The following is a 15,317-nucleotide window of genomic DNA, read 5'->3' as shown; positions in this document are numbered from 1 at the left end:
TGGGTGATCAGACTGTGGCGGACCTCAGTAGGACTTGGGTAGGCCCAGCGAGTGCTGGGCGACGAAGTTCAGGATCATCTCCCGGCTCACCGGCGCGATCCGGGTGGCACGTGCGGCCGCGACCAGCGAGGCGACGCCGTACTCCACCGTCATGCCGTTTCCGCCGAGTGACTGGACGGCCTGGTCGGTCGCGCGGACCGCGACTTCGCCAGCCGCGTACTTCGCCATGTTCGCGGCCTCGCCTGCGGCCAGGTCGTCCCCGGCGTCGTACAGCGCGGCCGCCTTCTGCATCATCAGCCTGGCCAGCTCGAGCTCGATCTTGATCTGCGCGAGCGGGTGCGCAAGTCCCTGGTGGACGCCGATCGGAGCCTTCCAGACCTGGCGCTCCTTGACGTACGCGGTCGCCTTGCCGAGCGCGTGCCTGGCGATGCCGACCGCGAACGCGGACGCCATGATCCGCTCGGGGTTGAGCCCGGCGAACAGCTGCATCAGGGCCGCATCCTCGGCGCCGACCAGTGCCTCCCGCGGCAGGCGTACGTCGTCCAGGAACAGCGAGAACTGCTTGTCCGGGCTGATCAGATCCATCTCGATCTGCTGGAACTCCACGCCCGGTGCGTCGACCGGGACGATGAACAGGACCGGCTTGAGCTTGCCGGTTCGGGCGTCCTCGGTGCGGCCCACCACGAGGACCGCCTGCGCCACATCCAGGCCGGAGATGAAGACCTTCCGGCCGGACAGCGACCAGCCGTCGTCGGTACGGCGCGCCGTGGTGGTGATCTGGTGCGAGTTCGATCCGGCGTCCGGCTCGGTGATCGCGAACGCCATGATCGTCGTACCGTCCGCCAGGCCCGGGAGCCAGCACTGCTTCTGCTCGTCGGTGCCGAAACGGGAGATCACCGTCCCGCAGATCGACGGTGAAACGACCATCATCAGCAGCGGGGAACCGGCCGCGCCGAGCTCCTCGAGCACGATCGACAGGTCGGCCATACCGCCGCCTCCGCCGCCGTACTCCTCGGGCAGGTTCACACCGAGGTAGCCGAGCTTGCCGGCCTCCAGCCAGAGCTCGGTCGTGTGCCCACCGGTCCGAGCCTGCCGGTTGAACCAGCTGTAGCCGTACTTCTTCCCGAGCTCACCCACCGCCTTGCGCAGCGCCTGGCGTTCCTCGGATTCCACGAAGCTCATGCTTCCTCCCCAACGACGGCCAGTACGGCGCCGACCTCGACTTGTTGACCTGCTTCGACCCTGAGCTCACTGAGTACGCCGTCGGCCGGGGCGGAGATGGTGTGTTCCATCTTCATCGCCTCCAACCAGAGCAGCGGCTGTCCCTGCTTCACCCCGTCACCCACCTGCACGCCGACTCGGATCACCGTCCCCGGCATCGGCGCCACCAACGATCCTGCGGAGATCTGCTGCGATGGGTCCACAAACCGCTCCACCGGCGTCAACGCGACACTTCCCGCCGAGGAATCCACGCACACGAGTCCGTCGTACACCGCCACATCGAATGACCGGCGTACGCCGTCAACCTCCAGCACCACCCGCTCCGCCGCTGAGTCCACGAGCGCTATGTTGCCCTCGACAACCAATCCGTCCCGGGTCAGCCGGTACTCGACCTCCACGGTCGCATCACCGACGCGATAGGCCTTCCGCTGCGGTTGCGACGGCACGTTCCGCCACCCGCTGGGCACCCGCACCACCGGCACCCGCCCCGCTGCATCAGCCAGTGCAGCCGCCAACGCCGCTGTCCTGACCACCCCGGCGTCGACCTCCGGCGAGATCCCGTGCCGGTCGAAGAACCCGGTGTCGGTGTCTCCATTCAGGAAGGCCGGATGCCGCAGGATCCACACCAGCAGGTCGCGGTTGGTCCCGACCCCGTGAATCCGAGCCCGCTCCAGTTCCCCCGCCAGCCGCCTGGCCACGACCGCCCGATCCGCCCCGAACGCGATCACCTTGGCCAGCATCGCGTCGTAGTACGGCGAAACCTCCGAACCATCCTCGACCCCGGAGTCCACCCGAAGCCGCGGCAACCCTCCTGCCCCGCTTTCCGGAACATTCTCGCCACCGGGCGCCAACTTCTTTCCGGAAACCTCCCCGCCGACCGCGAACCGCCGAACCACCCCCGTCTGCGGCCGCCAGTCCTGCGCGGGGTCCTCGGCGTACGACCGCACCTCGATCGCGTGTCCGACCGTCGGGGGTGGCTCGGGTGGGAGGTGAGCGCCGGTCGCGACCGCGAACTGCAGTTCCACCAGGTCCAACCCCGTGGTCTCCTCGGTAACCGGGTGCTCTACCTGGAGGCGGGTGTTCATCTCGAGGAAGTAGAACGCGCCACCCTCGTCCGCCAGGAACTCGACGGTGCCGGCGCCGACGTATCCGATCGCCGCCGCAGCCTTCCGAGCCGCGTCGAAGAGCTCCGCCCGCAGGGACGGGATGCGTTCCACGAGCGGCGACGGGGCTTCCTCGATCACCTTCTGGTGGCGGCGCTGGATGGAGCATTCGCGTTCGCCGACCGCCCAGATCGTGCCGTGCTGATCGGCCATGATCTGCACCTCGATGTGCCGGCCGGCCGTGAGGTACCGCTCGCAGAACACCGTCCCGTCACCAAAGGCAGACAGCGCCTCCGCCGAGGCAGCCTCGATCTCACCCGGCAGATCCGCCAGCCGCGAGACCACTCGCATCCCACGCCCGCCACCGCCGGCCGATGCCTTCACCAGCACCGGCAAGTCGGCTGCGGACACCTCGGCCGGCGTCAGCTCGGCGAGCACCGGCACCCCGGCGGCCGCCATCAGCTTCTTCGCCTCGATCTTCGAGCCCATCGACGAGATCGCGTCCACCGGCGGCCCGATCCACGTCAGCCCGGCGTCGATCACCGCCTGCGCGAACCCGGCGTTCTCCGCCAGGAATCCGTATCCGGGATGCACCGCATCCGCGCCTGCCTTCAACGCCGCCTCGATCACCAGCTCACCACGGAGGTAGGTGTCGGCCGGCGCGTTCCCCGGCAGCTGCACAGCCGCATCCGCCTCACCGACGAACGGCATCGCGGCGTCGGCGGTCGAATGCACCGCCACCGTCGACAGACCGAGCGACCGTGCGGTCCGGAAGATCCGCCGCGCGATCTCGCCACGGTTCGCCACCAGAACACTTGTCAGCATGTGCCCCTCACATCCTGAAGACGCCGAAGGAGGAGGTGCCCTCCACCGGTGCCGAGTGGATCGCGGACAGACAGATGCCCAGGACTGTTCGGGTGTCGCGAGGGTCGATCACGCCGTCGTCGTACAGGCGGCCGGACAGGAACATCGGCAGCGACTCCGCCTCGATCTGGCCCTCGACGTACGCGCGCATCGTGGCGTCGCCGTCCTCGTCGTACGGCTGGTTCTTCGCCGCCGCGGCGGCCCGCGCCACGATCGAGAGGACACCGGCGAGCTGCTGCGGACCCATCACCGCCGACTTCGCCGATGGCCAGGCGAACAGGAAGCGCGGATCGAAGGCGCGGCCGCACATCCCGTAGTGGCCGGCGCCGTACGACGCGCCCATCAGGATCGAGATGTGCGGGACCTTGGAGTTCGCGACCGCGTTGATCATCTGTGCGCCGTGTTTGATGATCCCGCCCTGCTCGTACTCCTGCCCGACCATGTAGCCCGTGGTGTTGTGCAGGAAGATCAGCGGCGTGTTCGCGCGGTTCGCCAGCTGGATGAACTGCGCCGCCTTCTGCGACTCCTCGCTGAACAGGACGCCGCGCGCGTTGGCCAGGATGCCGACCGGATACCCGTGCACCGACGCCCAGCCGGTCGCCAGCGACGACCCGTACAGCGGCTTGAACTCGTCGAACCCCGACCCGTCCACCACCCGGGCGATCACGTCCCGCGGATCGAACGGGATCTTCAGGTCCTCCGGAACGATCCCGAGCAACTCGTCCTCGTCGAACAGAGGCGAGACGTACGCCGGAGCCGGTGGCGGACCGAGCTTGCGCCAGTTCAGCCGAGACACGATCTGGCGGCCGAGCCGGATCGCGTCCTGCTCGTCGACCGCGAAGTAGTCGGCCAGTCCGGACTTCCGGGCGTGCATCGCGGCGCCACCGAGCGACTCGTCGTCGGCGTCCTCGCCGGTCGCCATCTTCACCAGCGGCGGACCGGCGAGGAACACCTTGGCTCCGCCGTCGACCATCACCACGTAGTCGCTCATGCCGGGGATGTACGCGCCGCCCGCGGTCGAGTTGCCGAACACCAGCGCGATCGTCGGAATGCCCTCCGCAGACAACCGGGTCAGATCGCGGAACATCGCGCCGCCCGGGATGAAGATCTCCTTCTGCGTCGGCAGGTCCGCACCACCCGACTCGACCAGGCTGATCACCGGCAATCGGTTCGCCCGCGCGATCTCGTCCGCACGCAGGGCCTTGCGCAGGGTCCACGGATTGCTGGCGCCGCCCTTGACCGTCGGATCGTTCGCCGTGATCAAACACTCGACGCCTGACACCACGCCGATCCCGGTCACGAGGCTGGCGCCGACGGTGAAGTCCGAGCCCCAGCCGGCCAGCGCCGACAACTCGAGGAACGGCGAGTCCGGGTCGAGCAGCAACTCGATCCGCTCCCGGGCCAGCAACTTGCCGCGCTTGTGGTGCCGGTCGACGTACTTCTCGCCACCGCCGGCCAGCGCCTTGGCATGCTCGGCCTCCAAGGCCGTCAGCTTCTCCAGCATCGCCTCGCGGTTACTCATGCACTGAACCCCAGTCGTTTCGAGGCGAGGCCGGTCAGGATCTCGGTGGTGCCGCCGCCGATGGCGAGAATCTTCTGGTCGCGGTACTGGCGTTCGACCTCGGCCTCCCGCATGTAGCCGAGACCGCCGTGCAACTGCAGCGCCTGGTCGCACACCCACTGCCCGGCCTCGACCGCGGTGTTCTTCGCGAAGCACACCTCGGCGATCACGTCATCGCCGGCGTCGGACCTGCGGGCGACCTCGTGTACGTAGACCCGGGCAACGTCGATCCGCCGGGCCATCTCGGTGAGCGTGTGCTGCACGGTCTGCCGCGAGATCAACGGCCGGCCGAACGTCTCCCGCGCTCGACACCACTCCACGGTGAGGTCGAGTGCTCGCTGCGCTCCGGCGTACGCCTGTGTCGCGAGCGTCAGCCGCTCGGCCACGAAGTTCGTCGCGAGCTGGACGAACCCGGTGCCCTGGGCCCCTATCAGGTTGGCCACCGGCACCCGGACATCGGTGAACGACAACTCAGCCGTGTCCGAGCACAGCCAACCCATCTTCTCCAGCTTCCGGGACACCACGAAGCCCGGCGTCGCCTTCTCGATCACCAGCAGGCTGATCCCGTGTGCGCCCGGCCCGTCCGTCCGGACCGCGGTAGTGACGAAGTCCGCACGGCAGCCCGAGGTGATGTAGGTCTTCGCACCGTTCACGACAAACACGTCACGGTCGCGCCGAGCCGTCGTACGGATCGACGCGACATCCGAGCCGCCGTCGGGTTCGGTGATCGCCAGCGCGCCGATCAGTGCGCCGTCGAGCGTCGGCCGGACCCACCGATCGATCTGCTCCTGGTTGCCTGCCGCAACGATATGCGGGAGGGCGATCCCGCAGGTCAGCAGCGAGGCGACCAGACCGCCGGACCCGCCGGCGTAGTGCATCTCCTCGACCACCGCGATCGCGTCCAGCAACGAACCGCCGCCACCGCCGACCGCCTCCGGGAACCCGACGCCGAGCATCCCGATCTGGCCGGCCTTCTTGTGCAGCTCCCGCGGCAGCTCGCCGTCCCGTTCCCACCGGTCCAGCTGCGGCAGCACCTCGGTCGCCATGAACCGCCGTACGGTCTGCCGGTAGTCGTTCACAGCAGCACCTCTGGTACGTCGATGTACCGGGAGCGCAGCCATTCGCCGACCGCCTTCGCCTGCGGGTCGAAGCGCGCCTGCGACGCGACGCCCTCACCCAGCAATCCCTCGACGACGAAGTTGACCGCCCACAGATTCGGCAGCACGTAGCGCGTCACGGTCAGCGGCTGAGTCTCCGGGAGCAACTCCTGGAACAGCTCGACCGTCAACGTGTGCGCGATCCACCGCCACGTCTTCTCGTCCCGCACCCATACACCGACGTTCGCGTCCCCACCCTTGTCGCCGGACCGCGCGCCGGCGATCCGTCCGAGTGGGACCTCCCGGGTCCGCGGGCGCCCGCTGGACGCCAGTTGCGGCAACGGGATCGGAAGTTCGATGTCGTCGACCGGACTCAGGGGCTGCGTCTCCATCGCCGGCTCGACGACGGTCCGCGACCCGTCCGGCAGGACGACGGTGTGCTCGACCTCATGGATGTCGACGTACCCGGCCCGGAAGACGCCGTACGGCGATCCGTCGCCAGGCGGCGCGGTGACGTGGAAACCGGGGTAGCTCGCCAGCGCCAGCTCGATCGCGGCGCTGGAGAACGCGCGGCCGACGACCTTCGGATCCGGGTCCTTGACCGCGCACCGGAGGAACACGCTGGCCTCCTCCTCGGACGCGGCGTTCGGCTTCTCCGTCCACGCGAGAGTCCACCGAAGATCCGCCGGCCGCTTGGGCAGCGCCTGTTCGAGCTGCTGCTGAACCAGCTCGGCCTTCTGCTCCAGTTGCAGCCCGGTGAGCACGAAGTCCACCTCGTTGCGGAACCCGCCGACGCTGTTGAGCGACACCTTGTACGTCGGTGGCGGCGGCTCGCCGCGGACCCCGGAGATCCGGACCCGGTCGAGTCCGTCGGTGTCGAGCTCGATCGTGTCCAGCCGCGTGGTCACGTCCGGACCGGCGTACCGGGCGCCGGTGATCTCGTAGAGCAGTTGCGCCTTGACCGTGTCGATCGTGACCGCGCCCCCGCTGTTGTCGTGCTTGGTGATCACGCTGCTGCCGTCGGCATGGATCTCCGCGATCGGGAACCCGGGCCGGGCGAGGTCGCGGATCTCGCTGAAGAACGCGAAGTTCCCGCCGGTCGCCTGGCAGCCGCACTCGATCACGTGACCCGCGGCCACGGCACCCGCGAGTTCGTCGTACTGCGTCCGCTTCCAGCCGTGGTGGGCGGCGGCGGGCCCGACGATGACCGAGGCGTCGGTGACGCGGCCGGTCACGACGACGTCCGCGCCGGCTTGCAGTGCCTCGGCGATCCCCCAGGCACCGAGGTAGGCGTTCGCGGTCAGCGGCTCGCCGAGGTCGAGTTCGTCCGCGCGTTTCAGGAGGTCGTCGCCCTCGACGTACGCGATCTTGGGGTGCAGACCGAGCCGGTCCGCGAGCTCCTGGATCGCCTGGGCGAGGCCGGACGGATTCAGGCCGCCGGCGTTGCTGACGAGCTTGACGCCGCGGTCGAGCGCTTCGCCGAGGCCGGTCTCGAGTTGTTTGAGGAACGTGCGCGCGTACCCGAGCGACGGGTCCTTCAGCCGGTCCCGCCCGAGGATCAGCATGGTCAGCTCGGCCAGGTAGTCGCCGGTCAGGACGTCGAGCGGACCGCCGGTGAGCATCTCGTGGACCGCGCCGAAGCGGTCGCCGTAGAACCCGGACGCGTTACCGATCCTGAGGGGCGCGGTCATTCGAACTGCCCTCGCTCCCGGCCCTTCCCCGGCAGCCCCGCGAACGCCTGGATGATGCCAAGCCACTCCTCCGCGTCCGCGCCCTCAGCCTGTACGGCGAGGTCGTCGCGATGCCGGCGCTGTGTTGCCAGCAGGCAGAAGTCGAGCGCCGGGCCGGTCACCCGTTGCGCCGCGTCGTCCGGACCCCAGGTCCAGGTCTGGCCGTCGGGTCCGGTGAGTTCCACGTTGAACGGATCGGCCGGCGGGGTGCGGTCGTTCAGCATGTAGGCGAAGTCGCGGGTCCGGACCGCGAGGTGCGCGACGTGACGCAACCGGCTGCTCGGCTGGCGGTGGACGCCGAGCGCGTCGAACACGTCCTGGCCGTGCGCCCACGTCTCCATCAACCGTGCCGTCGCCATCGAGGTCGGGCTCATCGGCGGGCCGTACCAGAGGACCCTCTCGCCCGGCGCGACCTTCTTGAGCGCGTCAGCGAGCTCGGCGCGGGTCTCGCGCCAGTACGGCAGGAGTTGGTCGGGTGGCAGCGCCGCGGTTTCGGCAGCACCCTCGTCGACGTATCCGGTCGGGTTGGCGGCCGCCTTCTGTAGTGAGGCCTTGAAGCCGTCGGGATCGGTGGCGGCGAGATGCGCGGCCTCGTCGGTCCAGGCCAGGTGGGCGATCTGGTGTGCGATCGTCCAGCCCTCCGCCGGGGTCGGCGTCGCCCACGCGTCGGCGGCGAGTCCACCGACCAGCCGGTCCAGCTCCGCACTCTCGGCCCACAGGTCCGCCAGCACTTCGTCCAGTTGCACACTGCACTCCCTGGGTGGGGATCGTGCAGCCGAGACTGGCACGCCCAGGAAAAAGAAGCAAGGGTGCTTGTTTTCTAGTTCGGCAGCCTCGGCGGGGTCCAGTCGGCCCACTTGGCGGTCGCCTTCCGCCACGCCTTCGGCGGGATGAACCGGGCCGCGAGGGTCAGCCCGAAGTGTGCGACCGCGTTCGTGTTGGAGTTCCGCTTGACCGAATCGCGGGCTTCCGCCGCCATCGGCTGCACCCGCGCGCGCCGTTCCCGGTCGTACCGCGGCAGATCGTCGTCGGCCAGTGCCGCGGCCAGCACCACGGCATCCTCGATCGCCTGGCACGCACCTTGGCCGAGGTCCGGCGGCATCGCGTGCGCTGCGTCGCCGAGCAGCACGACGCGATCCTTCACGTACGTCGGCAGCGGATCGATGTCGATGATGTCGTTGTGCAGCACCTGGTCCGGTGGCGTCGCCGCGACCAGCGCCGGGATCGGGTCGTGCCAGTCCCCGACCCGATTCAGCACCTCGCGGCGATCGTCGGCGTACAACTGGTTGGGCTGATCGGCGTTGACGGTGACGAACCAGTAGACGCGCTCCCTCGGCAGCGGGAGTACGCCGACCTGCACACCACGACCGAGCGTGAGTGACTCCTGGACCGGCCACACCGACTCCGGTGGCGTCACGCCGCGCCAGACCGCCCGGCGCTGGAAGACCGCGTCGCCGGACCACAACGTCCGCCGCGTGATGCTGTTGACGCCATCGGCGGCAACGACCAGGTCGGCGGTCAGTTCCTCGCCCGAGCAGGTCACCGTGCCGTCGGACGACACCGCGGTCACCTCGGCATCCGTGTGCAACACCGAGTCAGGCAGATGCTCTCGCAGTACGTCGTGCAGCTCCGCGCGATGGATCGCGAGAACGCCGACGTCCTCCGGGTGATTGCGCCGTACCCAACGGCCCTTCGGAGTCAGGATGTTGCCGCGCGAGACTGTCTTGACGGTGCGGTCGGTGACATCCAGATCGAGTGCTTCGAGCGCCCGAACCGCATTCGGCCAGAGCGTCAGGCCGGCGCCCACCTCGGCGATGATCGGCGCCCGCTCCAGCACGCTGACCGACCACCCGATCCGGCGCAGCGCCACCGCCGCAGCCAACCCGCCGATCCCCGCCCCGACAACAAGCGCACTCCGCTCACCGATGCCCATGCGCCGGACGTTACTTGCTAGGGGTGTCTGATGGTCCCCCGCCTACTGCGCGGGACCATCAGACACACCCTGCCCGGTCCCCGCACGCACCGGGGCAAGGCACTCTGGTCCACTCGAATGTGGTTCAGAGGCCCTTGGCGTTGGCTCGGGGAGTGGGGGTGGTGCGGAGTTCGGTGGTGAAGGCGTAGCGGTCGCCGCGGTAGAGGGCGGAGGTGTACTCGAAGACTCGGTCGCGGCGGTCGAAGCTGACGCCGTGCAGCGCCAAGCACGGCTGGGTGGTGGGGATGCCGAGCCAGGACGCGGTCTTGGCGTCGGGCATGACGGGCTCGAGGCGCGAGGTGCCGCTGACGAGGTCGATGCCGTAGCGGTTGGTGAGCAGGTCGTAGAGCGAGCCGTTCAGGTCCTCGGCCTGGAGGCCGGGGACGTAGGCCGCGGGCATCGTGGTGCGCTCGACGACCATCGGAAGATCGTCGGCGAGACGGAGGCGGGTGAACGCGATGATCGGGTCGCCGACCGGGATCCGCAGCCTGCGCGCGGCGGCGCGCTCGGCCTTCTGGTGGCGGAACTCCAGCATCTTGCTGCCCGGCCGCATGCCGCGCCGGCGGATGTCCTCGGAGAACCCGATCATCCCGAGCCAGCGGGCGACCTTCGGGCGGGTGGTGTAGGTCCCGCTGCCGTGGCGGCGGACCAGGAGCTCCTCGATCACGAGCTCGTCGACGGCACGGCGCAGCGTCATCCGGGCGACGTTCCAGCGCACAGCCAGTTCGCGCTCCGGCGGGAGTGCGGCACCCTCCGGCAGCGTGTCGATCAGGCTGAGCAGCAACGCCCGGATCTCAGCAGCCTTTCCGGGCAGCGAACTGTGCATTGGTCTTGCGTAACACTCCGCGGACCCCACCGTGAACCCTTTCCACCGCCGTTGAAGCCAGATCAACTAGACCAATTACCACCTTCCTCGGGTGGATGTCGTGTTCGGCGGCGCGCCGATCGTCATATACATGTGAGCAGACAACCGAGATCGAGAAGCGGAGTGCGCCGTGCCGGATGAGGACAAGAAACGAGTCGCGCACCAGGCCCTGGTGGATCGCGTGCTGACCGGAGAGGGAACGGCATCCGCCGAGGATCGGGCCCGCGCCTTCGGCAATGCCGACGTACCTCTGCCCTTGCAGGCGCTGATCGGCAAGGTCGCGATGACGCCGTCGCAGGTGACCGACGCGGACTTCGCTGCGGCCAAGGCAGCGGGGTTCAGCGAGGACCAGTTGTTCGAGCTGGTGGTGTGTGCTGCGGTCGGTCAGTCCACCCGGCAGTACGAAGCTGGACTGGCGGCGCTGACCGAAGGGGAGGTCGGCTGATGCGCCTCGAGATCCTGAACAGCGGCTACAAGCCCGGAACCAAGCTGCTCTTCGCGATGATCCGGCTGTTCTCGCGGCAGCCGGTACCGGACGCCGCCAAGCTGGTCTTCTACCGGCCCGATTTCTACGGCAATCGCGCCAAGGTGTTCACCCACGAGGCGATGCGCGGCCCGTCCGAGTGGTCGGTCGGCGACCGCGAGCTGATGGCGGCGTACGTGTCGAAGGTGAACGAGACCGCGTTCTGTATCGGCGCGCACACCGCGACCGCGAGCCAGGCCTATCAGGACGGGCGTCGGGTTGCCGCGGTCCTCGACGACCTGGAAACGGCTCCCGTCGAGAACGGGCTTCGGGCAACGCTGCGGATGCTCGGCCGGCTGACCCGAGAAGGAAAGGTGGGCGCCGAGGACATGCGGGAGGTGCTGTCCGCAGGTGTCTCACCTCAGCAGATCAAGGACGCACTGGCGGTCTGCGCCGCCTTCAACATCACCGACCGCCTCGCCGACGCGTTCGCCTTCGAGATCCTCAGCTCGGAGGGCTTCGACGCGGGAGCCAAGTACCTGCTGAAGCGCGGCTACCAGTAGGGCAAGGTGGTTGACGGGTCATGGTGATTACGGTGAGTGGGGGTGTGATCACTAGGGTGGTCGGGTTATGGATCTCAGGACCCCGATCAGTACCGTCGTGCCGTCGCTCGATGGTCCCGTGCTCCAGGTGCTGGCGCGCAGTGACGAGGGGCTGTCCGGACGGCAGATCCACAAGCTGGCCGGCACGGGCAGCGTCGCCGGTGTGCGGCTGGTGCTGCAGCGGTTGGCGGCGACCGGGCTCGTGCATGTGGATGACCTCGGCAACTCGTTGCTCTATCGACTCAATCGCAGACACCTGGTCGCCCCGGCGGTCGAGTTCCTCGCGGATCTTCGCAGTACGTTGGTCAGCCGGCTCGCGGACGAGATCAGCGCCTGGCGGATACCGCCGGTGCACGCCAGCCTGTACGGCGCGATCGCCCGAGGTGACGGCGACCTGGACAGTGACGTCGACCTGCTGCTGATCCGCCCGGACCACCTCGACGCCGGTGATGTGCTGTGGGAGGAACAGGCCGGCCGGCTGATGCAGACCGTCGTCGACCTGACCGGCAACCCGGCCCACGTCTTCGAACTGAGCCGGACCGAGCTGACCGATCACCTCACCACCGAGGAGCCGATCCTCAACGATTGGATGCGTCCCAGCATCCAACTGACCGGCCGCCCGCTCGCATCCCTGCTCGAAGAAGGCACCACGCAATTAGCGCTCCGCTAGCGACCGATCAATGGCGCCATCAGACGAGCGATCCGGCTGTCCCGACCGGTCACGCGTTCCTCCGTGTCGGCGAACGTCATCGCGCGCAGCCCGGCGTTGATTCCGAGCCAACGCAGCGGCTCCGGCTCCCAGCGCCGCGACCGATGCCCCACCCATGGCAGCCGCACCAGCGCGGTGTCGCGCCCGAGGATCAGATCCGTCAATGTCCGCCCAGCGAGATTCGTCGTACTGACGCCATCCCCGACGTACCCACCCGCCCACGCCAGCCGGGATCCACGATCGAACCCGACCGACGCGCACCAGTCCCGGGGTATGCCGAGCGGCCCACCCCAAGCATGCGTGAACTCAACGTCGTCCAGCCCGTCGAACAGATCACGCAACGTCGCCTGCAACGCCTTGAACACACGCGGCACCTCGTCGTACGACGCCTTGACCCGCGACCGAAAGTGGTACGGCGCGCCGCGCCCGCCGAAGGCGAGTCGCCCCTCGGCCGTGCGCTGCCCGTAGATGATCAGGTGCCGGTGATCGCTGAACGTCGGCCGGTCCGCCAGCCCGATCCGCTCCCAGATCGCCTCGTCGAGCGGCTCCGTCGCAACCATCAACGAGTACACCGGCGCCACCGCCCGCGACTGCCCGTCGAGCGCCGGCGTGAACCCCTCGGTCGCCCGGACCACCACCTCGGCGCGGACGACGCCGTACGGCGTGATCGCGCGGCCGGACTCGATCGCGGTCACCGGAGTGTTCTCGTGGATCGTCACGCCGAGGCCCTCGACCACAGCGGCCAGTCCACGCACCAGCTTGCCCGGATGGATCGCGGCACAGTGTGGCGTGAATGTTGCCCCGAGCACCTTTGTGGCCCGCACCTGCGCCGCGACCTCGTCCGGCTCGAGGAACCGCAGGTCACCAGGACCCCAGTCGTGCGCCTCGGCCACCTCGGCGCGGGCCCGGGCGAGTTGCGCCTTGGTCCGGGCGAACATCATCGTGCCGCCCTTGTGGTAATCGCAGTTGATGCCCTCGGCAGCGGTCACCAACCCGACCTCGTTGACCGTCGCCTGCATCGCCCGGTGCAACTCGATCGCCGACTCACGGCTCGATCCGGGCAGCGCCGCCAGCCGCCGCGATGAGACCGGGAACAAGGCGGAACACCAACCCCCGTTGCGACCAGAGGCCCCGAACCCGGCTGTCCGAGCCTCGAGTACGACGATGCGCAGCGAAGGATCGGCCTTCGCGAGGTAGTACGCGGTCCACAGGCCGGTGTACCCGGCGCCGACGATCGCCACGTCGGCGTGCCGGTCACCCGCGAGCCCCGGGCGTGCGGCCGCGGGCTCGGTCGTCTCGGCCCAGAGGATCAGCGCACACCCCACGAATACGTCTGTTTGACCAGCTTCAGGTAGACGAACGTCTCGGTCGCCTTCACGCCGTCGATCTGCCGGACCCGCTCCGACAGCACTTGCAGCAGGTGCTCGTCGCTCTCGCACAGCACCTCGGCCAGCAGGTCGAACGAGCCGGCCGTGATCACGACGTACTCGACCTCGTCCATCTTCGCGAGTTCGTCGGCGATCGGCTCCAGCGAACCCTCGGCCTTGATTCCGATCATCGCCTGCCGGTCGAAGCCCAGTTCGAGCGGATCGGTGACCGCGACGACCTGCATCACGCCGGCCTCGGTCAATCGCTGCACCCGCTGCCGCACCGCGGCCTCGGACAGTCCGACCGCCTTGCCGATCGCGGCGTACGAACGGCGTCCGTCCTTCTGGAGCTGCTCGATGATCGCCTTCGAGGTGTCGTCCAGCAGCGCCTGGTTCTTGTCGGAGTTCCCCGTTCGCACAGCCACCCGGAGATCCTTTCAGGGTTACCTGGTGTAAGCAAGTCAATGCAGCGGAATTCGTTGCAAATCGGGCTATTAACTACGGAATCCCTTGTCTCGATCCATTCTGTTTGACAGTATCGCCCGCGACAGACGCATCCGGGGAGGCGTGCGATGAGTCTTCGGCAACATTCCGTCGTGGGGCGCCGGGCGGTTCTTCGCGGGATGTCACTGTCCGCCCTCGGTCTGGCCGGGGGTTCCGCGCTGGCGGGGTGCGGCATTCCCCCCGCGAAGCAGAGCGCCGGCTCGTGTGTCAGTACCGATCTGTCCGGTGAGCAGAAGGCACTGATCTTCTCGAACTGGCCGAGCTATATCGACGAGGACGAGGAGAACAGCAAAGCGCCGCCGCCCACGCTCGCCGCCTTCGAGCAGCAGACCGGGATCAAGGTCACCTACACCGCCGACGTCAACGACAACGCCGAGTTCTACGCCAAGGTGCGCGACCAGCTCGGCACCTGCCAGCCCTGCGGCCGCGACCTCTTCGCGCTGACCGACTGGATGGCGGCCCGGATGATCGGCCTGGGCTGGATCCAGAAGCTCGACCACGCGAAGATCCCGAACGTCGACGCCAACCTGCTCGAGCAGCTCAGGGCGCCGAGCTGGGACCCGAACCGCGACCACAGCGTGCCCTGGCAGACCGGTCTGACCGGGATCGCCTACAACGCCAAGGTCACCAGCGAGGTCGGCAGCTTCGAGGATCTTCTCAGTCGCGAGGATCTCAAGGGCCGCATCACCTTGTTGTCCGAGATGCCCGACACGATGTCGTTCATGCTGCGGCTGGTGGGTGCGAACCCGTCCAACTTCACCGACGCGGAGTGGAGCAAGGCGCTGGAGCGGCTCGAGGACAGCGTCGCCTCCGGTCAGGTCCGCCGGTTCACCGGCAACGACTACGTGCAGGACCTGAACGCCGGCAACATCGCCGCCTGCGAGGCGTGGTCGGGTGACGTGATCGCCATGCAGGCAGACAACGCCGACATCAAGTTCGTGGTGCCGGAAGAGGGCCTGGCGCTGTGGTCGGACAACCTGATGGTGCCGAACAAGGCCTCCCACAAGGCGAACGCCGAAGCGCTGATGAACTACTACTACGAGCCGGAGGTGGCCGCCACGCTCGCGGCCTGGGTGAACTACATCTGTCCGGTCGAGGGCGCACAGAAGGCGATGGAGGCGGTCGACCCCGAGCTGGTCGAGGACCCGCTGATCTTCCCCGACCAGGCGATGCTGTCCAAGACGTTCGCCTTCATGCCGCTGGACACGAACCAGGCGAAGCTCTACGAAACCGACTTCAACCTTGCGATCGGGGGCTGA

Annotated in this window: 14 protein-coding genes; 4 read left to right on the top strand and 10 right to left on the bottom strand. The window is 68.4% G+C overall.

Features of this window, described 5'->3' with window-relative positions; all coding sequences use genetic code 11:
- Positions 1-24: 24 nt before the first annotated feature.
- From ACIBG5_RS27765 to ACIBG5_RS27730, 8 genes are all read right to left on the bottom strand, one after another.
- Positions 25-1,182, bottom strand: a complete 1,158-nt coding sequence (locus ACIBG5_RS27765) for an acyl-CoA dehydrogenase family protein (protein WP_396394387.1) — start codon at positions 1,180-1,182, stop codon at positions 25-27.
- Complete coding sequence (locus ACIBG5_RS27760; protein WP_396394386.1) at positions 1,179-3,149, bottom strand: biotin carboxylase N-terminal domain-containing protein; 1,971 nt, start codon at positions 3,147-3,149, stop codon at positions 1,179-1,181. The genes ACIBG5_RS27765 and ACIBG5_RS27760 overlap by 4 nt, the downstream gene beginning before the upstream one ends.
- Before the next feature lie 7 nt (positions 3,150-3,156).
- Positions 3,157-4,710 carry an acyl-CoA carboxylase subunit beta gene (locus ACIBG5_RS27755; protein ID WP_396394385.1) on the bottom strand — a complete coding sequence of 518 codons (1,554 nt, stop codon included), beginning with the start codon at positions 4,708-4,710 and terminating at the stop codon, positions 3,157-3,159.
- Positions 4,707-5,828: an acyl-CoA dehydrogenase family protein gene (locus tag ACIBG5_RS27750; RefSeq protein ID WP_396394384.1), complete on the bottom strand. Its 1,122-nt coding sequence runs from the start codon at positions 5,826-5,828 to the stop codon at positions 4,707-4,709. The genes ACIBG5_RS27755 and ACIBG5_RS27750 overlap by 4 nt, the downstream gene beginning before the upstream one ends.
- Positions 5,825-7,537, bottom strand: a complete 1,713-nt coding sequence (locus tag ACIBG5_RS27745) for an acyclic terpene utilization AtuA family protein (RefSeq protein ID WP_396394383.1) — start codon at positions 7,535-7,537, stop codon at positions 5,825-5,827. The genes ACIBG5_RS27750 and ACIBG5_RS27745 overlap by 4 nt, the downstream gene beginning before the upstream one ends.
- Positions 7,534-8,322, bottom strand: a complete 789-nt coding sequence (locus ACIBG5_RS27740) for a TIGR03084 family metal-binding protein (protein ID WP_396394381.1) — start codon at positions 8,320-8,322, stop codon at positions 7,534-7,536. Before ACIBG5_RS27740 ends, ACIBG5_RS27745 begins: the two co-directional genes overlap by 4 nt.
- A gap of 74 nt (positions 8,323-8,396) precedes the next feature.
- Positions 8,397-9,509, bottom strand: a complete 1,113-nt coding sequence (locus ACIBG5_RS27735) for an FAD-dependent monooxygenase (RefSeq protein ID WP_396394380.1) — start codon at positions 9,507-9,509, stop codon at positions 8,397-8,399.
- 124 nt (positions 9,510-9,633) lie between these two features.
- Positions 9,634-10,374 carry a GntR family transcriptional regulator gene (locus ACIBG5_RS27730; protein ID WP_131511608.1) on the bottom strand — a complete coding sequence of 247 codons (741 nt, stop codon included), beginning with the start codon at positions 10,372-10,374 and terminating at the stop codon, positions 9,634-9,636.
- Positions 10,375-10,543: 169 nt separating this feature from the next.
- On the opposite strand from ACIBG5_RS27730, the gene ACIBG5_RS27725 reads away from it, so the two are divergent.
- From ACIBG5_RS27725 to ACIBG5_RS27715, 3 genes are all read left to right on the top strand, one after another.
- Positions 10,544-10,858 (top strand): hypothetical protein, encoded by a 315-nt coding sequence (locus ACIBG5_RS27725; RefSeq protein WP_396394379.1) that lies wholly within the window; start codon positions 10,544-10,546, stop codon positions 10,856-10,858.
- Entirely contained in the window at positions 10,858-11,439 is a 582-nt protein-coding gene (locus ACIBG5_RS27720; RefSeq protein WP_396394378.1) for a carboxymuconolactone decarboxylase family protein, read from the top strand. The genes ACIBG5_RS27725 and ACIBG5_RS27720 overlap by 1 nt, the downstream gene beginning before the upstream one ends.
- Before the next feature lie 67 nt (positions 11,440-11,506).
- Positions 11,507-12,148 carry a hypothetical protein gene (locus ACIBG5_RS27715; RefSeq protein WP_396394377.1) on the top strand — a complete coding sequence of 214 codons (642 nt, stop codon included), beginning with the start codon at positions 11,507-11,509 and terminating at the stop codon, positions 12,146-12,148.
- On the opposite strand, the gene ACIBG5_RS27710 is transcribed toward ACIBG5_RS27715, so the two are convergent.
- Entirely contained in the window at positions 12,145-13,512 is a 1,368-nt protein-coding gene (locus tag ACIBG5_RS27710; RefSeq protein ID WP_396394376.1) for an NAD(P)/FAD-dependent oxidoreductase, read from the bottom strand. The two genes, ACIBG5_RS27715 and ACIBG5_RS27710, sit on opposite strands and share 4 nt — an antisense overlap.
- Positions 13,497-13,937: an Lrp/AsnC family transcriptional regulator gene (locus ACIBG5_RS27705; RefSeq protein WP_396394620.1), complete on the bottom strand. Its 441-nt coding sequence runs from the start codon at positions 13,935-13,937 to the stop codon at positions 13,497-13,499. Before ACIBG5_RS27705 ends, ACIBG5_RS27710 begins: the two co-directional genes overlap by 16 nt.
- 189 nt (positions 13,938-14,126) lie before the next feature.
- Between ACIBG5_RS27705 and ACIBG5_RS27700 the strand changes: the two genes are divergently transcribed.
- Positions 14,127-15,317, top strand: a complete 1,191-nt coding sequence (locus ACIBG5_RS27700) for a spermidine/putrescine ABC transporter substrate-binding protein (RefSeq protein WP_396394375.1) — start codon at positions 14,127-14,129, stop codon at positions 15,315-15,317.

This window comes from Kribbella sp. NPDC050241 (assembly GCF_044459685.1).
Taxonomy (GTDB): domain Bacteria; phylum Actinomycetota; class Actinomycetes; order Propionibacteriales; family Kribbellaceae; genus Kribbella.
Note: the sequence above shows the minus strand (reverse complement) of the source record. Positions and strands in the feature narration are given on the sequence as shown.

What these genes read in the sequence shown, in the direction of transcription:
- ACIBG5_RS27755 (WP_396394385.1), bottom strand. Translation starts at nt 4,710, where the DNA reads ATGAGTAACCGCGAGGCGATGCTGGAGAAGCTGACGGCCTTGGAGGCC.
- ACIBG5_RS27730 (WP_131511608.1), bottom strand. Translation starts at nt 10,374, where the DNA reads ATGCACAGTTCGCTGCCCGGAAAGGCTGCTGAGATCCGGGCGTTGCTG.
- ACIBG5_RS27720 (WP_396394378.1), top strand. Translation starts at nt 10,858, where the DNA reads ATGCGCCTCGAGATCCTGAACAGCGGCTACAAGCCCGGAACCAAGCTG.
- ACIBG5_RS27760 (WP_396394386.1), bottom strand. Translation starts at nt 3,149, where the DNA reads ATGCTGACAAGTGTTCTGGTGGCGAACCGTGGCGAGATCGCGCGGCGG.
- ACIBG5_RS27715 (WP_396394377.1), top strand. Translation starts at nt 11,507, where the DNA reads ATGGATCTCAGGACCCCGATCAGTACCGTCGTGCCGTCGCTCGATGGT.
- ACIBG5_RS27700 (WP_396394375.1), top strand. Translation starts at nt 14,127, where the DNA reads ATGAGTCTTCGGCAACATTCCGTCGTGGGGCGCCGGGCGGTTCTTCGC.
- ACIBG5_RS27765 (WP_396394387.1), bottom strand. Translation starts at nt 1,182, where the DNA reads ATGAGCTTCGTGGAATCCGAGGAACGCCAGGCGCTGCGCAAGGCGGTG.
- ACIBG5_RS27735 (WP_396394380.1), bottom strand. Translation starts at nt 9,509, where the DNA reads ATGGGCATCGGTGAGCGGAGTGCGCTTGTTGTCGGGGCGGGGATCGGC.
- ACIBG5_RS27745 (WP_396394383.1), bottom strand. Translation starts at nt 7,537, where the DNA reads ATGACCGCGCCCCTCAGGATCGGTAACGCGTCCGGGTTCTACGGCGAC.